We start from the raw sequence: 17,181 nt of genomic DNA, 5'->3' as shown, positions 1-17,181 counted from the left end.
GTGCTTGCCATCCCTCCACCGGATCTGAAATAGAAACCGAATCCCTGTGGGAGCGGGCCTGCCCGCGAATCGGCGGTGGCAACACTGTTCATTCAAAGATTCACACTAACCCCGTGGCGAGGGAGCTTGCTCCCGCTGGGCTGCGAAGCGGCCCTATAAAAAACAGTTCGGCAATTTGAGCGCTTTTCCTTTGTGGCGAGGGGATTTATCCCCGTTGGGCTGCGAAGCAGCCCCCTGAACCAGGCACCTCGGTGTGCCAGGAAGATCGGGTGTGTTGCTTTGGGGCTGCTGTGCAGCCCAGCGGGGATAAATCCCCTCGCCACAAGGGGGCGTCGTTCGCTATCAGAACTCGCCTGGGCTGATGTCCAGGCGCAGCCAGTCGTGCTTGCCATCCCTCCACCGGATCTGAAATAGAAACCGAATCCCTGTGGGAGCGGGCCTGCCCGCGAATCGGCGGTGGCAACACTGTTCATTCAAAGATTCACACTAACCCCGTGGCGAGGGAGCTTGCTCCCGTTGGGCTGTGAGCGGCCCCTGAACCGGGCACCTCGGTGTGTCAGGAAAATTGGGTTTGCTGCTTTGGGCTGCTGTGCAGCCCAGCGGGAGCAAGCTCCCTCGTCACAGGGTTTAGCGAACGGCATCCCCGCGCATCAGTGAACGCCCCAAATCGTACGACCGTTTATCGTCCCTCAAAAATTTGATAGCTTCAGTTCTCGCTTTACCTGCCGCTATATCGATTTGTTGCCGGCCCGGTACATAATTCCTCGCTTGGCAATTCGCGACAGTGACCTGGCTGAACACAACAAGAGACCTGGCGAATGGACAACGGACGATACGAAAGGCCGGCAGCGGCGGCGGGGGGCTCGGCGGCGTCCGACGCGTTGCCGCATATCCTGCTGATCGACGATGTCCCTGAAGACATCCGCGCCACGCTCATCCTGTTGAAGACCCAGCCCTGGCGCATCTCCCTGGCCAGCGATGCCTATCAAGGCTATCAACGGGCACTCGCCCTGCGCCCGGACCTGATCGTGCTGGATGTGCACATGCCGCAAATGGATGGCTTCAGCCTGTGCCGGCTGTTGCGCGAGGCACCGGCCACACGGCAGACGCCGATCCTGTTCCTGTCATCGGCGAATACTTCATTGGAGCGCCTCGAAGGGCTGACGGTCGGCGCGGTCGATTACATCCCCAAATCCTGTGCCCCCGAAGAAGTGCTGGCGCGGATCAAGATCCACCTGCAACTGACCTGGCGCGCGCCACCGGCACTCCACCAAAGGCCGGCCGATCCGGAACCGCAAGGCGATGAAATCGTGCTGCGCGCGGCGATGCGCCTGATCGAAAACCAATTGGACGACATGCCGTCCCTCGGCATCCTCGCGCAAAAAGTCGGCACCCATGAAAAACGCCTCTCGGCGATTTTTCGCGAACACCTGGGGATGACCGTGTTCGCCTACATCCGCGACGCCCGCTTGCGGCGTGGCCAGGATCTGCTCGCCGAAAGCGCCATGAGCGTGCAAGACGTCGCCGAACTGGTGGGTTTTCGCAACGCCTGCAATTTCACCACGGCGTTCCGCCAGCGAATCGGCATGACGCCTAGTCAGTTTCGCCAGCAGACCCTGGGCACCAGCGAAATCGAGTCGGCCGGGCGCGCCTGATGCGGCTACTACAGTTTTTCTTGCTGACGATAACGATGTTATCCACAGGCCTGCTGCGCGCGGCGCCTGTGGATATCTGCCGGGCTGACCAACTGGACCTGATGCCCTCGGCGCAGATTTTCGAAGACGCCCAGGCCAATCTGAGCCTGGAACGCGTCGCTCAACTGCCCGAAAACGATTTCAAAGCTGCAACCGCGCACTGGCCGACCCAGGGCTATAGCCGGTCCGCGTTCTGGTTGAAATGGCAGTTCACCAATTCGAGCGCTGAGGCGTGCTCGCGCATGCTGGTCGTCGGGGCGCCGCGCCTGGAAGACATTCGCGTCTATCAGCCGGGGCATGACGCCCATGCCGGCGGCGCCTATCCCTTGGCCGAATGGCCGCAGCCAGCGGCGCGTCAGCCGGCATTCCCGGTAACGTTGGCGGCAGGGCAGAGCACCACGGTGTTGGTCCGGGTGACGAGCAACTTCCAGATGCTGCTTCAGCCGGAACTGTGGTCCGAACCGGCGCTGCTGCGCAGTCAGCAACAGACGTACCTGAGCGACGGGCTCACCCTCGGCATCGTCCTGCTGGTCGTCCCGTTCGGCCTGATCGTCGGCTGGATCCTCCGTTCGCGACTGCTCAGCGTGAACGCCGGCGCGGTCCTCAGCTACATCCTGCTGACATGCATCCTCAACGGCTACCTGATCTACTGGCCGAGCGCGCTGGGTTGGACGCGTGAGCTGCTGACCTGCGCCAGCGCGATCTCTTTCGTCCTGTTCCTGGCCTACTTCCGCGTGCTGCTGCAGGTATCCCAACTGCCCAGGATCATCGCTTGGAGCTATTGGGTGCCGCTGTTGGGCTGCATCTTCGGCCGGCTCTGGTGGCTCAAGGTCGATCCGGTCCAGGGCGCGCTGTTAGTCCAGATAGCCCTGTTCAGTTTTTATGGCGTGCTGCTCGTCACGCTGTTCATGGCCTGGCGCGCACGCCTGAGCTACACCTGGATGGCCTGGCTGGTGCCGGCGCTATTGCTTGGGCAACTGCTGATGCGGATCTTTTTCCCTCAGGAACAATTGCCCTGGCAGTCGCCGCAAAGCAAGTACAGCTTGTCGTCGACCCTGGCCGGCGTGGTCCTGCTGGTGTGTACGTTGCTCATGGAAGTCGCCCGTAGCCGCAACCGCGAGAAGCACGCCCTGTCCACCCTCGAACAACAACGCCAGGCCGAACACGAACGGCTGGAAAGCACCGTGGCGCTGCGCACCTCGCAACTGCGTGAATCGCTGGCGGCCCGCAGCGCGTTGATGGCACGGATCAGCCACGACCTGCGTTCGCCGCTGGTGCGCATCATCGATTACGCACGCCTGCTGCACGCCGGGCCCAACCGCGACTATCAAGCGACGATCGAGCGCAACGCCCGCCAGCAACTGGAGCTGATCGACGAAATGCTCGAGTTTTCCCGTGGCGAGCTGGAGCAGATGCAACTGACCCTCGCACCGGGCTACCTGTACGGCTTTCTCCACGAAATCGCAGATGAGGCGGGTTTCCTCGCCGCGCGCCAGGGCAATACTTTCGAGGCGAACTTGGCCGATGACCTGCCGCCGCTGGTGGAAGCCGACTTCAAACGCCTTCGGCAGGTATTGATGAACCTGCTGGCGAACGCGGCGAAATTCACCCGCGATGGCCAGATCCGCTTCGAAGTGAGCGCAGGTCCAGGCGCCAGCGCCGGCACCGTGGAACTGCACTTCAACGTGATCGACAGCGGCATCGGCATCGACCCGCAGGAGTTCGAACAACTGCTGCAACCGTTCCGCCGCGGCCGCAATGCGCAGCGCTACGAAGGCAGCGGGCTCGGCCTGTCCATCGTCACGCAATTGCTCGAACGCATGGACAGTCGCCTCGAACCCCAGGCCACCGGGCAGGGCAGCCACTTCAGTTTTCGCCTGCAACTCAAATGCGCCGAGGAACACGACCTCGAAAACGGCATCGTCGACAACAACGCCGCGCCGTTTGATGGCCAGGGCAAGCACGTGCTGCTGGTGGATGACATCGAGCAGAACAGCGAGTGGCTCTACGATCTGCTGGCCGGCTACGGCTTTGACGTGAGCATCGCGACCAACGGCGAAGCGGCCTTGGCCTGCCTGGCGGAACAACCGGTCGACCTGCTGATCAGCGACCAGATGATGCCCGGCATGGACGGTTGGGAACTGCTGCGACAAGTGCGCAAGCGCTGGCGCCATCTGCCCGTGATGCTTTATTCGGCGGTGCCGCCACGCAGGCCGCAAGGTTATCCAGAGGATCTGAAGTTCAATGCGGTATTGCTCAAACCCGCCGACAGCCGCGAACTGCTGGCGTGGGTCAAGGCACTGGCCTGCCCGGACACGGCGCGGCGCGCGTTGGCTCGGGAGTTCTAGGATGCCGGGTTTGAGTTACCGGTTGCTCCTGATCGGCAGTCTTTCGGCATGGCCCTGGGCATCGGTGACTGCCGACGAAGAGTCGCCCAGCGCCCTCACGCTCGACGAAACCACGGTGACCGCCCGACGCCGCGAAGAAGACCTGCAAGACGTGCCCATCCCGATCAACGTCCTCTACGGCGAGCAACTCGACGAAGCCGGCCTGCACTCGCTTCGAGACATTCAACAGCGCGTGCCCGGCCTGATCGTCTCCGGCCATGACGCCCGCTACGCCGGTTTCGGCCTGCGCGGCTTCGGCGCTACCGCCTACAACGATGGCCTGGAAGGCAGCGTCGGCACCTATGTCGATGGCGTCTACCAGGCGCGCCAGGGCATGGCCTTCACCGAGCTGATGGACATCGAGCGCATCGAAGTCCTGCGCGGGCCGCAAGGCACTTTGTTCGGCAAGAACACCACCGCCGGCGCCCTGAACATCATCACCCGCCAGCCGACCTTCCAGCCCGAAGCCAACCTGGAAGCCAGCTATGGCGAGCGCGGTTTGCGTGAGTTTCGCGGGACGATTTCCGGGCCGCTGCAGGACGACGTGCTGGCCGGCCGACTCAACGTTTTCGACAGCGCCACCGAGGGCAGCGTCGAAAACCTGCAAGACGGCAGCCGCCTCGGCGATGCCGACAGCCAAGGCCTGCGCGGCCAACTGTTGTGGACGCCGAACACCGATTTCAGTGCTCGCCTGATCGCCGACTACGCCGAGCAAAACGAAGCCGGCAACGTCCTGTTGGCCAATCACTACAGCCAGCAAACCCGCAAGCGCGCCCAGTTCGTCGGTTATCCGCTGGCGGAGCCCGACCCTTACAAACGCGAGACCCGCATCGACGCGCCGGGCCGTCCGCGAACCCTGCAGAACGGCGTGTCACTGGAATTGAATTGGGACCTCGACGAGGCGATGCGCTTCACCAGCATCACCGCTTATCGCGACTGGGACTACCGCGCGACCCGCGACGGCGACAGCACCGCGCTGGCGGTGGCCCAGTCCGAAACCGAGCTCGGCCATCGGCAGTTCAGCCAGGAATGGCGCCTGTCCGGCACGGCCGGTTCGTCCGTCGACTATGTCGCCGGCCTCTACTATCTGCGCCAGCAGCTTGACCGTGAGATCGATGCCGAATTCGGCAAGGACGCCGCGCCCTGGTTCGTTGGCGATCAACTCGACCAACTGAAAAAACTCTTCGGCATCAATTTCACCGATCCGAGGCAGGTGCCTTCGATGCTGCTCAATGGCGCCCGACAACATTTCGACGGCGAGCAGAAGGGCGACAGCCGAGCGATTTTCGGCCAGCTCTCCTGGCGCCCGATCGACCCGCTGGAACTCACCGGCGGCCTGCGCTACAGCCATGAGCGCAAGGACGGCTGGATCTCCCGCGACGTCAGCAACCTCGCCCCGCTGACCGGCTTGCCGCCGGTGTTCCAGGCTGGTGGACAATTGCTGCGCGACATCGCCCTCGGCCGTGGTTATTACCGCGAGGACTCGATCGAAGAACACAACGTCTCCAGCCTCGCCAGCGCCAGCTACCGTTTCAGCGAAGCGGTGATGGGCTACGTCAGCTGGTCGCGGGGCTACAAGGCCGGCGGCATCAACTTCGACGTGGTCGGCCCGTTCACCGCGCCGACCTTCGAGCCGGAGCGGGCCACGTCCCTGGAACTGGGCGTGAAAACGCGCTTCTGGAACGAGCGCGCGTTGCTCGACCTTGCCGTCTACCAGACCGACGTCGACAACTACCAGGCGCTCACCTACAGCCCGCCGACCTCGCTGTTCGCGCCGCCGCTGCGGGACAACCTGATCAACGTCGGCAAAGTCCGCCTGCGCGGCATCGAACTGGATTCCGCCTGGCAACTCACCTCGCAACTCACCGGGCGCCTCGGCCTGGCCTGGAGCGATGCGCGCTACCGCAGCTTCCCCAACGCGCCGTGCCCGCCGGCCTCGGGCCAATGGACCTGCGACCTCAGCGGCGACCGCCTCTACAACGCGCCGGAATGGAACCTCAGCAGCGGCCTCGACCACAGCCATCCGCTGCCCTATGGATTGGAAGCTTTCAGCGGCATCGACTACAGCTTTCGCACCGGCTACTACGGCACCCTCGAAGGTGGCGAAGGCAGCTATCAACCGAGCTACGGCCTGACCAACCTGCGCCTCGGCCTGCGCAGCCAGGACCGCGCCTGGGAAGTGGAAGGCTGGATGCGCAACGTCTTCGACCGTAACTACATCACCGCCGTGTATTCACTGCTCGGCGCCGGTGACTACGGCGTCATGACCGGCAGCGAACGCACCCTCGGCACCACCGTCAGACTTCGCTATTGACCGAAATGAACCGCGTCGGGCAGAACGCCAGACGATTGCCGCCGGCCTTCTTCGACAGGTACATCGCCTGATCCGCCTTGCTGATCAGCGCATCGACCTCCAGCCCATGCTCAGGGTAAAACGCCACGCCGATACTCGCGGCAATCTCCACCGTCTGCGCACCAATCAGGATCGGCGCATTCGCCGCCGCCAGCATCCGCTTGAGCAACGGCTCGCTGTCCTCCACCTCCCGCAAGCCCACCAGCCCGGCGACAAACTCATCACCGCCGAGGCGCGCCAACGTGTCGCCTTCACGCAGCGTCGCGTTGATCCGCGCCGCGACAATCTGCAACACCCGATCGCCCCAGTCATGGCCATAACTGTCGTTCAGTGCCTTGAACCCATCCAGGTCGATAAACGCGATCGCCACCTTCTGCTGATGCAGGCGCGCCTTGCCCAGCGCCTGACGCATCCGCTCGGCCAGCAACAAGCGATTGGGTAACTGCGTGAGCGCGTCATACCGCGCATCCCGCTCCAGCAACTGCAAGCGCTGCTTCATCTGCGTCATGTCGCTGCACAGCGCCACGTAGTGCTGAACGTTGCCGTGACGGTCATGCACCGCACTGATACTGATCCGCGACGTCATCTCCCGGCCATCCTTGTGGCTGCTTTGAATCTCACCGGACCAATGCCCGTGGAAATCCAGCGCATTTTTCATCGGCGCATAAAACGCCGCGAGCCGCCGCACCATGCGATGAGAATTCAACTCCCGCCCCAGCACCTCGTCCTGCCCATAACCGGTAAGCCGCGTAAATGCCTCGTTCACGCCGATGATCCGACCGAACGCATCGACCATGATCACCCCGTCGCGGGCATGGCTGAACACCGTCGCGGCCAGCTCCGGGCAAACGTCGCTGAGGTAACGGTCCAGCGCGCCTTCGTCACGGGGCGCGGGCCAAGTCCTGGAATCAAAACCCTGCTGCGCCAGATAGGCGGCCAGGGAAGAAAGGGATTTATGCAGGCGGGTCAGCGCATTCGTAGCGAGCCTGGAGTTGAGGCAATAGCTGCGAATGAAAGTGCGTAGGTTCATGGGAGGTACACGGTGCTCGGGTTGCAGCGGTTGGGGGTGAGTGGATGTGGGCATTATCGGGGTGGGGGAGTGGCGGGGCGTTTGCTGGAGGGGATGGGGGCTTTGCGAGAGGGGAAAGGTTGGGAAGATTTTTTGTGTGGGTTGTATCAGCGCCAGTCGGCGCCCCTCAGCTAGTCGAGTGCCTTCCTTTGTGGCGAGGGGATTTATCCCCGTTGGGCTGCGAAGTAGCCCTCAAACCAGACAACTCAGTGTGTCAGGGAGACTGGCTTCATTTTTAGGGCAGCTGCGCAGCCCAACGGGGATAAATCCCCTCGCCACAGGGCCCGGTTCGGTGCGCGATAGCCCAGTGGCTCGGACGCGGTGGATACTCCCCCGTCACAGGTAACTGGAAGTCTACTGAGTCCCAGGCACGACACTCACCCCTTTGTGGGAGCGAGCTTGCTCGCGATAGCGGTGCTTCAGTCAACGAATATTCAAGCGGGTCCGGCCTTCCAGGACGCAACCCGCCCTGTGGGACCTAATGCACCACTTCAAAGGGCGGCGTGACCACCCGCCGCCAGCACTACCCGGCCAAACCTGGCGTGCTTATCCAGCGGTGTGATCGCCAACAAGTGATCGAGGCGAATCTCATGGCGACCGTCAGCGGTTTCGACTTCGAGAAATTCCTCCCGTGTGCTGGCGGTTCGTGTGGTGATCGCGCGGGCCGTCAGGTGCTGGCCGTCGATCAGCTCGATATCCAGCATGTAGCCGCACAGGCAAGCGATTTCCAGATAGTCATGCAGGTCGCAGTGCAGCGGTTTATAGGTATCCATTTCACGCCTCCCAGCCTCGCAGTTTCAGGATGAAAAAGCCCTGCCTGCCGACACGCGCGCAGAATTGGGCGAAGTCCAAGTCGTGGCAGTCAATCAGCACGCCGAAGTGTAAGCATCACCCCTTCTGAACGCATACACATATGCCAACCGATCACACCACCATTCCCCAAGAGAAACCACTGTCTTCAAGAAGAACACCAGCCCCGTGGCGAGGGAGCTTGCTCCCGCTGGGCTGCGCAGCAGCCCTAGTCGTGAGCGCCTCGCACCGAAGCTGGAGCCGTCTCAGTAACGACTGACAGACGCTAGCAACAAAGCCTCGCCAGCCCACAGCGCCTTGCGCCGCTGCCTACAACTACGCCGACTTGTGCGCCTTGGGTGATGTCGGTAGCTTGGGACCTGTCACCGCGCATCAGTGATCGGGTTTAGTCGCCCGACGTTTTTTCGAAAGCGGAAGACTTTGCATCGGCGTTTAACGAGGCCTATCCCATCTCTTGACGGCGAAAGGAAACAATACGGGCTGCCTTACGTACTTATCCATCATACGAACGACTTTCCTGTCCACCCACCGCCAGCACAACTCGGCCGAACCTGGCGTTGCTGTTCAGCGGCGTAATCGCCAGCAAGCGATCGAGGCGGATCTCCTGACGGACATCAACAGTTTCAACTTCGAGAAACTCCTCCCCCGTGCAGGCGGTCCGCGTGGTGATCGCGCGGGCGGTCAGGCATTGGCCGTCAGTCAGCTCGATGTCCAGCGTGTAGCCGCACAGGCAGGCGATTTCCAGGTAGTCATGCAGGTCGCAGTGCAGCGGTTTGTAGGTATCCATTTCACGCCTCGCAGCCTTGCAGCTTGAGAATGAAAAAGCCCTGCCGGTTGATGGCCTCGACTATCTCGGGGTTGCTCGGCTCGACGTGGCAGAAACGGCAGTCGTTCAAGGTAACGTCCTGATCTTCGATGCCCTGTTCGGCCAGGAAACGTCGCGCGCAGGATTGGGCAAAATCCAGGTCGTTGCGGTCGATCAGCACGTCAAAATGCAGGTATCGCCCGCTTTGGGTGCGGACATGTGTGTCATAGACTTTGATGGTCATGAGGTTCTCTCCGTCGCGAGGGTATCAAGGCAGCTTGCCGGAGCGACCGAGCAGGTCACGTTGATCCGCTCGGGTCGCAAGGGCAAGAAGAAATCAGCGCAGCTGGTTCAGCATCGCGTTCAATCGGCTGTTGCCCGCATCGTCGAGCGCGAAGACCGGCAAGCGCGGGTCGCCGACTTCCAGGCCGAGGGTGCGCAAACCGGCCTTGATGGTGGCGGGCAAGCCTCCTTTGAGAATGAAGTCCAGCAGTGGCAATTGTCGGTAGAACAGCGCCCGGGCTTTGTTCAGGTCGTTGGCCAGCACGGCTTCGTACAGGTCGAGGTTGAGCTGCGGGATGAGGTTCGGCGCAGCGGTGCACCAGCCTCTGGCGCCAGCCGCGAAGGCTTCCAGCGCCAGTGGATTGCAGCCGTTGTAGAACGGTACATGGCCTTCGCCCAGCAGATGCAGCTGGTGCATGCGCTGGATATCGCCGGTGCTCTCCTTGACCATGGTGACGTTATCCACCGCGTTGAAAATCCGCAGGATCAGCTCCACGGACATGTCGATGCCGCTGGTGGCCGGGTTGTTGTAGAGCATGATGGGCACGTCGATGCTGGCGCCGATGGTCTGATAATGCGTGAGGATCTGCGCCTCACTCAATTTCCAGTAAGAGGCTGGCAAAACCATCACCACATCGGCGCCGTGATCCTGGGCAAAACGCGCGCGGCGCACTGCTTTGGCGGTGGTCAGGTCAGATACGCTGACCACGGTCGGCACTCGGCCGGCGACGTGGGCGATGCTGAACTCGCTGACCTGGTCCCATTCCGCATCGCTGAGGTAGGCCCCTTCGCCGGTGCTGCCCAAGGGTGCGATAGCATGCACGCCGCTTTCGATCAGGCGGTCGATGGACCTGCCCAAGGCGTCCAGGTCCAAGCCCTGGCCGTCGGCAGAGAAAGGGGTGATGGTGTAACCGATGATGCCGTGGATGTTCGGGGTAGACATGGCTTCGCTCCTAGTGGGATCAGTTCAGGCAATCGGCGTGTTGGCGCAAGTTCTGCCGGGCGTAGTAGTTGAAGGCGGCGGCGTGACGCTTGGGGCGGGCGATCCAGTCGTGGGCTTCGCGACCCAGGTGCGGCAGGATCGGTTTCACCTCGCCGGCGGCCATGGCGAGCAGTTGCAGTTTCGCCGCGCGCTCGATCAGTTGGGCGATGTTGCAGGCTTCTTCCACGGTCTCGCCGGTCGACAACTGGCCATGGTGGGAAAGCAGGATGGCGCGTTTGTCGCCCAGGGCGCCGGCGATCAAGTCGCCTTCCTCGTTACCCACCGGCACGCCCGGCCAGCCTTCCAGGAACGCACAGTCTTCGTACAGCGGGCAGAGGTCCATGTGGGAAATCTGCAACGGGACCTCCAACATCGACAGCGCGGCGATGTGGGTCGGGTGGGTGTGGATGATGCAATTCACATCCGGCCGGGCGCGGTAGACCCAGCTGTGGAAGCGGTTCGCCGGGTTGGGTATGCCATGGCCTTCCAGCACCTCCAGGTCCTCGTTGATCAACAGCAAGTTGCCGGCGGTAATCTCGTCGAATCCCAAACCCAATTGTTGGGTGTAGTAAGTGCCGGGTTGCGGCCCGCGCGCGGTGATCTGCCCGGCGAGGCCTGAGTCGTGGCCGTTCTCGAACAGGATGCGGCAGGTCAGAGCCAGCTTTTGTCGTACAGTCCACGTATTATCCGGCAGTGATTTCTGCATCTGGTTAACAGCATGCTGGACCAATTGGTCCTTTGGTGTCGCCAGGGTCTTGCTCATATCCGTTCTCCTGATTCGCGTCACTGAAGCTTGGGGATGGCTGTTCTAATGACACTAAATAGACTATATGACACAAAGTGTCATTAGCAATCACCGATTGTCCGCTTCCATGGAAATGATGGTTATCTATGTCCATTCGCTTGAAACTGCTCAGAAAAAAACTCGGCGTGACGCTGGACGTCCTGGCCGAAAAAACCGGGATGACCAAGAGCTACCTGTCCAAGGTGGAACGGGGTCTGAGCACGCCCTCCATCGCCACGGCGCTCAAGCTGTCCAAGGCGTTGAACGTGAAAGTCGAGGAATTGTTTTCCGAGGAAAACGTCCCGCTCGACAGCTACAGCCTGGTGCGGTGTGAAGATCGCCAATCGCTTGCGGCGAACCCTGGCAGCTCTGAATACGCGGTGTTGGCCCATCAGGTTTCCGAGCGAACCTTGCTGCCCTTCATCCTCTATCCCCCGGCCGAATTCGCGGCGCATCATGCGTTCAAGGAACACACGGGTGAGGAGTTCCTGTTTGTTCACGAAGGCCAGGTGGAAGTGGACTTCATGAACGAGCGCGTGCTGCTGAATCGCGGTGACGCCTTGCATTTCAATGCCCAGAAACCCCATCGCCTGCGTTCGGTTGGCGACGTCCAGGCCCAATTGCTGGTTGTTGTGCACAGTGCCGAAGCGGCGGAGTAGGACCACGGCCAAGGTGAGCCCGCCCAATACCGGGCGGGACTCGGTCAGGCTTATTTCAGGGCGACCTTGGGAAAGTCGACAGGAATGTCCAACGCGACGTTGATGTAGTTGGTGAACAGGTTCAACGCGACATGAGCGATGATCTCGACAATCTGTTCATCGCCAAAACCGTTGTCCCGCAGGCGCTGCACGTCGGCGTCAGTCACCTGTGCGCGCTGCTCGACCACTATCAGGGCGAACGCCAGGGCCGCTGCCGTCTTGGGGTCGCTGGATTCTCCGCGCTGGGCGGCGGCCATGTCGGTCGCAGACACACCGGCCTTTTGGCCCAGGGCCGTGTGCGCGGCAAGGCAGTATTCACAGCGGTTGCGGTTGGCCACGGCTACCGCAATCTGCTCGCCAAGCCGGGCACCCAACGTGCCTTGGCCCAGGGCGCCGAAGGCCGCCCACATGCTTTGCAGCGCGGCCGGAGAATTGGCTACGCCCTTGAACATGTTGGGCGTTGCGCCAAAGGCCTGTTGAATCTGGGCCAGCATTGGTTGGCTGGCGGCGGGCGCTTGTTGTGGCTGAATGTTGATACGAGTCATGTGTTTCTCCAGTGATGGGACGGGGGCAAACAGGGAGGCGAGGCGGCATCAGTGCTTGACCTTGCCGGGCAGGGACAGGTCGCCCGAGGCCACCTTGAACACGTCGGCGACACACAGCAGCGGGTTGTGCACGCTCGCGTTCACGCGCAGGGCGGCCGTGACGCCATCGAACGCGCCGGCCTCGACCGGGCCGATGTCGTCAAACGGCACGCGCACCTCGACGGTTTTCTGATTGATCGTCGGGGTCCACCCCGGGCTGTCGATCAGGATCGGCAACCCTGGCCAGGTCTTGGGCACGCGAGGCTTGGCCCCTGCGGGAATGTCGACGACTTTCAGCGCATCTTTCCCACAGGCCGGGTCGGGCTGCAGCACCACCCAATGCGAATGCCAAAGATCACCATCGTTATCCAGGCGCCCGTCGCGGTTCTCGTCGAACAGCGGGGTATCGTCGAAGTCGGGGTGTGACGTGACGGCGAAGGCCAGGATTCCGGACTTCGGCTCGAAACCGATCACCGAAGGGTCCAGGCTGGTTGGCCAGACATACGAGAACACGCTGCTGCCGGCCAGCTTGCCCCTGGCGGCAGGGCGTACGGTGCCGGCCTTGCCGGAAACGGCCATGTGGAAAATCGCCACATTCCCTTCAGTGGTGATGCTCGTGTGGACGATATCGAAAGGCGCCTTCACAGCCTTCGCCGGTTTGCTGGTTATGCCGTCTTGATGTGCGGCCTCGTGCGCGCTGACGCTGGCGCTCAAGCCAAGCAACAACGAAGCGCAAAAGAGGGGAGATCGAGAGAGTTTCATGGTGAGCCCTTCTGCCAAGTGAGGTGGTGCTGGCAGTATAAGGAGCGGGTCTGTACTATTTGGCTCTTAACGTACGCCTAACGTAGCTATTCGTTCAGAATGCAAACACTTCCAACCCTGGACCGGCTCTCCGGCATCCTCGACCACTTCCGCGTGCAAGCGCAGTTGCACCACACCGGCGCCCTGTGTGGTGTAAATCGCTTTGATGCCGGCGAGGGGTTCGGCTACCTGCACGTGCTTCGTCGCGGTCAGCTGAAAGTCAGCCACCCCGGTGGGCAAGGCTTGCCCTCGATGAGCTTCGAAGAACCGTCGCTGCTGTTTTATCCCTGCCCGATCACCCATCAATTCCATAACTCCCCGGCGGAAGGCTCCGACTTCACCTGTGCGCGACTGATGTTCGAGGGCGGCGCACGCAACCCCCTGGCGCGGGCACTGCCGCCCTTGATCGCGTTGCCGCTGGCCCAGGTACCGGGCCTGCACGCCGCGCTGGAGCTGCTGTTCGCCGAGACCGACCACGTGCGCTGCGGCCAGCGAATGCTCGCCGACCGATTGTTCGAAGTCGTGGTGCTGCAACTGCTGCGCTGGCTGCTTGATCACCAGCAGGAAGCCGGTATCCGCCCGGGTCTCATCGCCGGGCTGTCAAACCCGCGACTGGCGCGAGTGCTCGTCGCCATTCACGAAGACCCGGGCGCCGCGTGGACGCTGGAGCGCATGGCCGAACAGGCCTGCCTGTCGCGCACCGCATTCGCCAACACGTTCCGCGACATCGTCGGCCAAACCCCCGCCGACTACCTCACCACCTGGCGCATCGCCCTGGCCCAGAGCCGCTTGCGCCAAGGCGAATCCATCAAGAGCCTGACCGAAGAGCTTGGCTACACCACCCCATCGGCACTTTCACGGGCGTTCACAGCCAAGGTCGGAGTGTCCCCTCGGGATTGGTTGGCGCAGATAGCCACAGGCCAGAAAGCTGGTTCTGGCTTATGAGGCAGGTCGCGTCAGTAAAGGCCTACAGACGCTGACGACCCGCGTTCGCAAGGCCACGTCGCCTTGCGCCTTTGCCTACAACTACGCCAGAATCCGCCGACTTGTGCGCCTTGGGTGGTGTCGGTAGCTTGGGTCCTGTCACTGCTCATCAGTGATCGGGTTTAGTCGCCCGACGTTGCTAAGTCGCTCAAGCGTCCATCAGTCAGGTATCCCCATCCCTGCACTCGATGGTGGCTGTGCGCAGGGCGCCTCCGGGCGCGCCGATTTCTTAGCTCGTCGGTCGACTAACCTGCGTACAGCTGCCTCCCAATCGTTTAGTCGCGAACGGGTCGTAGCCTCAACCAGAGAGAGCTAAGACCATGGTCAAAATTACACCGAACCCTCCAGCGCCAGACGATTCCGTATCCCGCGCTCAATCCGCCCGCAACAAAAAACTCGAAGACGCCACCAACCGCGCGTTGAATTTCTACCTGAAACCCAAGCCCGAGGGTGAAGCGCCCGACAACGCCAGCACGCTGTTTCGTATTGATCCTGATGTTGATAGCGAGTGCTTGCTCGCGAACCTGAGCGAAAGCCTCGCTTCGGCGAATGCGATGATCAGTGATTTGGCATTTGATCTGGAAGGTTCCCGGCGGCATGTTGCGTTGGGGATTTTGCAATTGATTGAGTTGAGCGAGCTGTTGGCGAATCGCGCGTTGGATATTGTTGAGGCGCGGTAGTTAATCGGGGCAGGAAGGGTCTTGCACAGCGGGACCTTTCTTGTTCGACACAGGCTGAAATTGTCAGCGCTTAGCTGCTTATTATTTGCCAACGCCTATCAGCTAATAGAAACTCCCGGCCTCACCAGACTCGATAAGGATGCGAGCATTGAAGTTTGAAAACGGTCCCTATCACGCCGGTGATGTCATCATCAGTCTGGATGTGCAAGTCAGCGGGGGAATAGGGCCGCAACACTCCGGGTCCTCCATGATTATCAAGACTCGGGGAGGCTAGTGCGATGAACAAATATGGCCTATATGCACTGGCGTACGCAGTGTTCCTGTTGTTGTTTTTCTATATGAAAGCTTACGGCCTCAGGAAATGGCTAGGCATTGCTCTAATCGTTCTAGGGTTTGCGAGTATTTTTGCGCTGCCGTCTCTGATCTCCGGTATTGACCTCGGAATTGTCTCTACCAGTGCAATTGGCGTCGGAGCGGCACTGTTTTTCAGCAGGGCCAGGTATACGGTGTGAACCACGGAAAGTGCTGGCTAGCAATGCCTCCACCTCAACCCGTGGCGAAAGCGATAGCTCCGACTGGTTGCGCAACCGTCCAACCCCATTGAAGACCGGTAGGTCTTGCAACCCAAGGCTTTCATTCATCCATGTAATCGGTTTTCCCTCCCATGAAAAAGCTGTTTCTCGCGTTACTTTCGGTCGCCCTGCTTTCCGGATGTGTCACCAAGTCGTTGAGTGTCGAAGACCGCCATCAGATCAAAACCATCAAGATCCTTCCGGTGTACTTTGCGGTGCAGAACTTCAAGTACACCAGCATGACCCAGGCCTGGGGAGCAGGCTTGGGTGCCGGAGCAGGTGCCGCAACCGGAATGGCGGCCGGAGCATCCAGCTCCGCCACCAGCGCATTGACCGGCGCCGGCTCGGTCGCGGGCACCAAGGCGGCAGACGGCGCGACGGTGGATATTTCCCAAGCGATTCTGAACAACATGCAGGCCCACGGTATCGATGTGGGCAAGCTGGTGCGTGAAAGCTTTGAAAGGCGCATCAAGCAAGAAGGGCTGTTCACCCTTGTCGCCGAAGGCGAGAAAGCGGACGCCGACGTTGAGATCATGGTCATGCAGTGGGGGCTGAGCCTGAAAAACTACAGCACCGTGCTTTACCCGGTCATCGGCGTGAACGGATTAATGAAGCGCGGCGGTACATCGGTTTGGCGCAACTTCAATACCATATCGCCCTTCAATGAAAGCAATACCCTCGCCTACACCCCTGAACAGTACGCCACCGATCCCGAAGTACTGCGCGCGGCATTTTCCCGGGTGTCCGATCTGGCAGTCGGCAAGCTGATTGAAGACTTGAAACAATAACTGCCCAGGCGAACCGGAGTGCTGCCTCATGGTTCAGGCGCGATGGATGGCCGTTGCGTCAGCCGGGGCTGTCAGACACCGGACGCCTCCCGCCCGTAAGCCCACATCACCTTGCGCCTTTACCTACAACTACGCCAGAATCCGCCGGCTTGTGCGCCCCGGGCCGCGTCGGTAGTTTGAGTCCTGTCACTGCTCATCAGTGATCGGGTTTAGCAGCTCGTGGTGAAACAGGTTGTGCAAGGCGTCATCCAGTCGGGATTCCATCCTGCACTCGATGGTGGCTGTGCGCAGGGCGTCCCCGGACGCGCCGGTTTCTTGTTTCCCCGGTCTGCTAACCTGCGTACAGCTGCCTCCCATCGTTTAGCAGCGAGCGGGTGATGGCTCCAAATACAGGAAGCAAGACGATGGCAAAAGTCACCCCAAACCCACCTGCGGCAGACGAATCCGTATCCCGCGCCGAATCCGCCCGCAACAAGAAACTCGAAGACGCCACCAACCGTGCGTTGAATTTCTACCTGAAACCCAAGCCTGAGGGCGAAACGTCCGAGAATTCCAGCACGCTGTTTCGTATTGATCCTGATGTGGATACGGAGTGTTTGCTTGCGAATCTGAGCGAGAGCCTGGCTTCGGCGAATGCGATGATCAGTGATTTGGCTTTTGATCTGGAAGGGTCAAGGCGGCATGTTGCGTTGGGGATTTTGCAGGTGATCGAGTTGAGTGAGCTGTTGGCGAATCGGGCTTTGGATATTGTTGAGGGGAGATAAATCCAAAGATAATTTTCTAGCGTGAGAGTCTCTAAAGACTCGGTATGAATGTGGAAGCAGCATCGAGTTGGATGCTGCTTCTAGCAAGCGCGACATCCCGTTCCTGTTCCTCCCCCTCGCTTACAAAATACCAAGCGTGCCTTG

17 protein-coding genes are annotated in these 17,181 nt (G+C 61.1%); 9 read left to right on the top strand and 8 right to left on the bottom strand.

Annotation, left to right across the window (positions count from 1 at the left end):
• Nucleotides 1-818 precede the first annotated feature (818 nt).
• From J3P86_RS21685 to J3P86_RS21675, 3 genes are read left to right on the top strand one after another with little or no spacing between them, the layout of a single operon-like run.
• On the top strand, nucleotides 819-1,655 hold the full coding sequence (locus J3P86_RS21685; RefSeq protein ID WP_434698816.1) for a response regulator transcription factor: 837 nt from the start codon (nucleotides 819-821) through the stop codon (nucleotides 1,653-1,655).
• Nucleotides 1,656-1,690: 35 nt separating this feature from the next.
• Complete coding sequence (locus tag J3P86_RS21680; RefSeq protein ID WP_434698815.1) at nucleotides 1,691-4,042, top strand: 7TM-DISM domain-containing protein; 2,352 nt, start codon at nucleotides 1,691-1,693, stop codon at nucleotides 4,040-4,042.
• A gap of 1 nt (nucleotide 4,043) precedes the next feature.
• On the top strand, nucleotides 4,044-6,395 hold the full coding sequence (locus tag J3P86_RS21675; protein ID WP_434698814.1) for a TonB-dependent receptor: 2,352 nt from the start codon (nucleotides 4,044-4,046) through the stop codon (nucleotides 6,393-6,395).
• Here the strand turns inward: J3P86_RS21675 and J3P86_RS21670 are convergent.
• The 6 genes from J3P86_RS21670 to J3P86_RS21645 all read right to left on the bottom strand — a co-directional run bounded on the left by J3P86_RS21670 (nucleotide 6,379) and on the right by J3P86_RS21645 (nucleotide 11,145).
• Nucleotides 6,379-7,464 (bottom strand): diguanylate cyclase domain-containing protein, encoded by a 1,086-nt coding sequence (locus tag J3P86_RS21670; RefSeq protein WP_434698813.1) that lies wholly within the window; start codon nucleotides 7,462-7,464, stop codon nucleotides 6,379-6,381. The two genes, J3P86_RS21675 and J3P86_RS21670, sit on opposite strands and share 17 nt — an antisense overlap.
• 530 nt (nucleotides 7,465-7,994) lie before the next feature.
• Entirely contained in the window at nucleotides 7,995-8,276 is a 282-nt protein-coding gene (locus J3P86_RS21665) for a Rho-binding antiterminator (protein WP_434628479.1), read from the bottom strand.
• Nucleotides 8,277-8,806: 530 nt separating this feature from the next.
• Nucleotides 8,807-9,100: a Rho-binding antiterminator gene (locus J3P86_RS21660; protein ID WP_434698812.1), complete on the bottom strand. Its 294-nt coding sequence runs from the start codon at nucleotides 9,098-9,100 to the stop codon at nucleotides 8,807-8,809.
• A gap of 1 nt (nucleotide 9,101) precedes the next feature.
• A complete protein-coding gene (locus tag J3P86_RS21655) occupies nucleotides 9,102-9,362 on the bottom strand; it encodes a DUF2024 family protein (RefSeq protein ID WP_434698811.1) in 261 nt (86 codons plus the stop codon).
• Between the two features lie 93 nt (nucleotides 9,363-9,455).
• The gene (locus J3P86_RS21650) at nucleotides 9,456-10,343 is read right to left on the bottom strand and encodes a dihydrodipicolinate synthase family protein (protein WP_434698809.1); all 888 of its coding nucleotides are present in this window, start codon (nucleotides 10,341-10,343) and stop codon (nucleotides 9,456-9,458) included.
• 19 nt (nucleotides 10,344-10,362) lie between these two features.
• A complete protein-coding gene (locus tag J3P86_RS21645) occupies nucleotides 10,363-11,145 on the bottom strand; it encodes an aldolase (RefSeq protein ID WP_434655851.1) in 783 nt (260 codons plus the stop codon).
• A 128-nt stretch (nucleotides 11,146-11,273) separates the two neighbouring features.
• Here J3P86_RS21645 and J3P86_RS21640 point away from each other — a divergent pair, with 128 nt between their 5' ends.
• Complete coding sequence (locus J3P86_RS21640) at nucleotides 11,274-11,825, top strand: helix-turn-helix domain-containing protein (RefSeq protein WP_434655853.1); 552 nt, start codon at nucleotides 11,274-11,276, stop codon at nucleotides 11,823-11,825.
• Between the two features lie 50 nt (nucleotides 11,826-11,875).
• Here J3P86_RS21640 and J3P86_RS21635 read toward each other — a convergent pair whose 3' ends face one another.
• Together J3P86_RS21635 and J3P86_RS21630 are read right to left on the bottom strand one after the other, a co-directional pair.
• On the bottom strand, nucleotides 11,876-12,409 hold the full coding sequence (locus tag J3P86_RS21635) for a carboxymuconolactone decarboxylase family protein (RefSeq protein WP_434655855.1): 534 nt from the start codon (nucleotides 12,407-12,409) through the stop codon (nucleotides 11,876-11,878).
• Nucleotides 12,410-12,457: 48 nt separating this feature from the next.
• Nucleotides 12,458-13,093: a hypothetical protein gene (locus J3P86_RS21630; RefSeq protein ID WP_434698808.1), complete on the bottom strand. Its 636-nt coding sequence runs from the start codon at nucleotides 13,091-13,093 to the stop codon at nucleotides 12,458-12,460.
• 216 nt (nucleotides 13,094-13,309) lie between these two features.
• On the opposite strand from J3P86_RS21630, the gene J3P86_RS21625 reads away from it, so the two are divergent.
• From J3P86_RS21625 to J3P86_RS21605, 5 genes are all read left to right on the top strand, one after another.
• Nucleotides 13,310-14,194 carry an AraC family transcriptional regulator gene (locus tag J3P86_RS21625; protein WP_434698807.1) on the top strand — a complete coding sequence of 295 codons (885 nt, stop codon included), beginning with the start codon at nucleotides 13,310-13,312 and terminating at the stop codon, nucleotides 14,192-14,194.
• Between the two features lie 359 nt (nucleotides 14,195-14,553).
• Nucleotides 14,554-14,913: a DUF6124 family protein gene (locus J3P86_RS21620; RefSeq protein ID WP_434698806.1), complete on the top strand. Its 360-nt coding sequence runs from the start codon at nucleotides 14,554-14,556 to the stop codon at nucleotides 14,911-14,913.
• A gap of 278 nt (nucleotides 14,914-15,191) precedes the next feature.
• Nucleotides 15,192-15,425 carry a hypothetical protein gene (locus tag J3P86_RS21615; protein ID WP_434698805.1) on the top strand — a complete coding sequence of 78 codons (234 nt, stop codon included), beginning with the start codon at nucleotides 15,192-15,194 and terminating at the stop codon, nucleotides 15,423-15,425.
• A 152-nt stretch (nucleotides 15,426-15,577) separates the two neighbouring features.
• Nucleotides 15,578-16,273 (top strand): hypothetical protein, encoded by a 696-nt coding sequence (locus tag J3P86_RS21610; RefSeq protein WP_434672761.1) that lies wholly within the window; start codon nucleotides 15,578-15,580, stop codon nucleotides 16,271-16,273.
• A 404-nt stretch (nucleotides 16,274-16,677) separates the two neighbouring features.
• Complete coding sequence (locus J3P86_RS21605; protein WP_434698804.1) at nucleotides 16,678-17,037, top strand: DUF6124 family protein; 360 nt, start codon at nucleotides 16,678-16,680, stop codon at nucleotides 17,035-17,037.
• Nucleotides 17,038-17,181 lie beyond the last annotated feature (144 nt).

The sequence above is a fragment of the Pseudomonas sp. D1-1 genome, from assembly GCF_051132225.1.
Taxonomy (GTDB): domain Bacteria; phylum Pseudomonadota; class Gammaproteobacteria; order Pseudomonadales; family Pseudomonadaceae; genus Aquipseudomonas.
Note: the sequence above shows the minus strand (reverse complement) of the source record. Positions and strands in the feature narration are given on the sequence as shown.

Coding starts and splice junctions, on each gene's coding strand:
- J3P86_RS21685 (WP_434698816.1), top strand. CDS start 819: ATGGACAACGGACGATACGAAAGGCCGGCAGCGGCGGCGGGGGGCTCG.
- J3P86_RS21680 (WP_434698815.1), top strand. CDS start 1,691: ATGTTATCCACAGGCCTGCTGCGCGCGGCGCCTGTGGATATCTGCCGG.
- J3P86_RS21675 (WP_434698814.1), top strand. CDS start 4,044: ATGCCGGGTTTGAGTTACCGGTTGCTCCTGATCGGCAGTCTTTCGGCA.
- J3P86_RS21670 (WP_434698813.1), bottom strand. CDS start 7,464: ATGAACCTACGCACTTTCATTCGCAGCTATTGCCTCAACTCCAGGCTC.
- J3P86_RS21665 (WP_434628479.1), bottom strand. CDS start 8,276: ATGGATACCTATAAACCGCTGCACTGCGACCTGCATGACTATCTGGAA.
- J3P86_RS21660 (WP_434698812.1), bottom strand. CDS start 9,100: ATGGATACCTACAAACCGCTGCACTGCGACCTGCATGACTACCTGGAA.
- J3P86_RS21655 (WP_434698811.1), bottom strand. CDS start 9,362: ATGACCATCAAAGTCTATGACACACATGTCCGCACCCAAAGCGGGCGA.
- J3P86_RS21650 (WP_434698809.1), bottom strand. CDS start 10,343: ATGTCTACCCCGAACATCCACGGCATCATCGGTTACACCATCACCCCT.
- J3P86_RS21645 (WP_434655851.1), bottom strand. CDS start 11,145: ATGAGCAAGACCCTGGCGACACCAAAGGACCAATTGGTCCAGCATGCT.
- J3P86_RS21640 (WP_434655853.1), top strand. CDS start 11,274: ATGTCCATTCGCTTGAAACTGCTCAGAAAAAAACTCGGCGTGACGCTG.
- J3P86_RS21635 (WP_434655855.1), bottom strand. CDS start 12,409: ATGACTCGTATCAACATTCAGCCACAACAAGCGCCCGCCGCCAGCCAA.
- J3P86_RS21625 (WP_434698807.1), top strand. CDS start 13,310: ATGCAAACACTTCCAACCCTGGACCGGCTCTCCGGCATCCTCGACCAC.
- J3P86_RS21620 (WP_434698806.1), top strand. CDS start 14,554: ATGGTCAAAATTACACCGAACCCTCCAGCGCCAGACGATTCCGTATCC.
- J3P86_RS21615 (WP_434698805.1), top strand. CDS start 15,192: ATGAACAAATATGGCCTATATGCACTGGCGTACGCAGTGTTCCTGTTG.
- J3P86_RS21610 (WP_434672761.1), top strand. CDS start 15,578: ATGAAAAAGCTGTTTCTCGCGTTACTTTCGGTCGCCCTGCTTTCCGGA.
- J3P86_RS21605 (WP_434698804.1), top strand. CDS start 16,678: ATGGCAAAAGTCACCCCAAACCCACCTGCGGCAGACGAATCCGTATCC.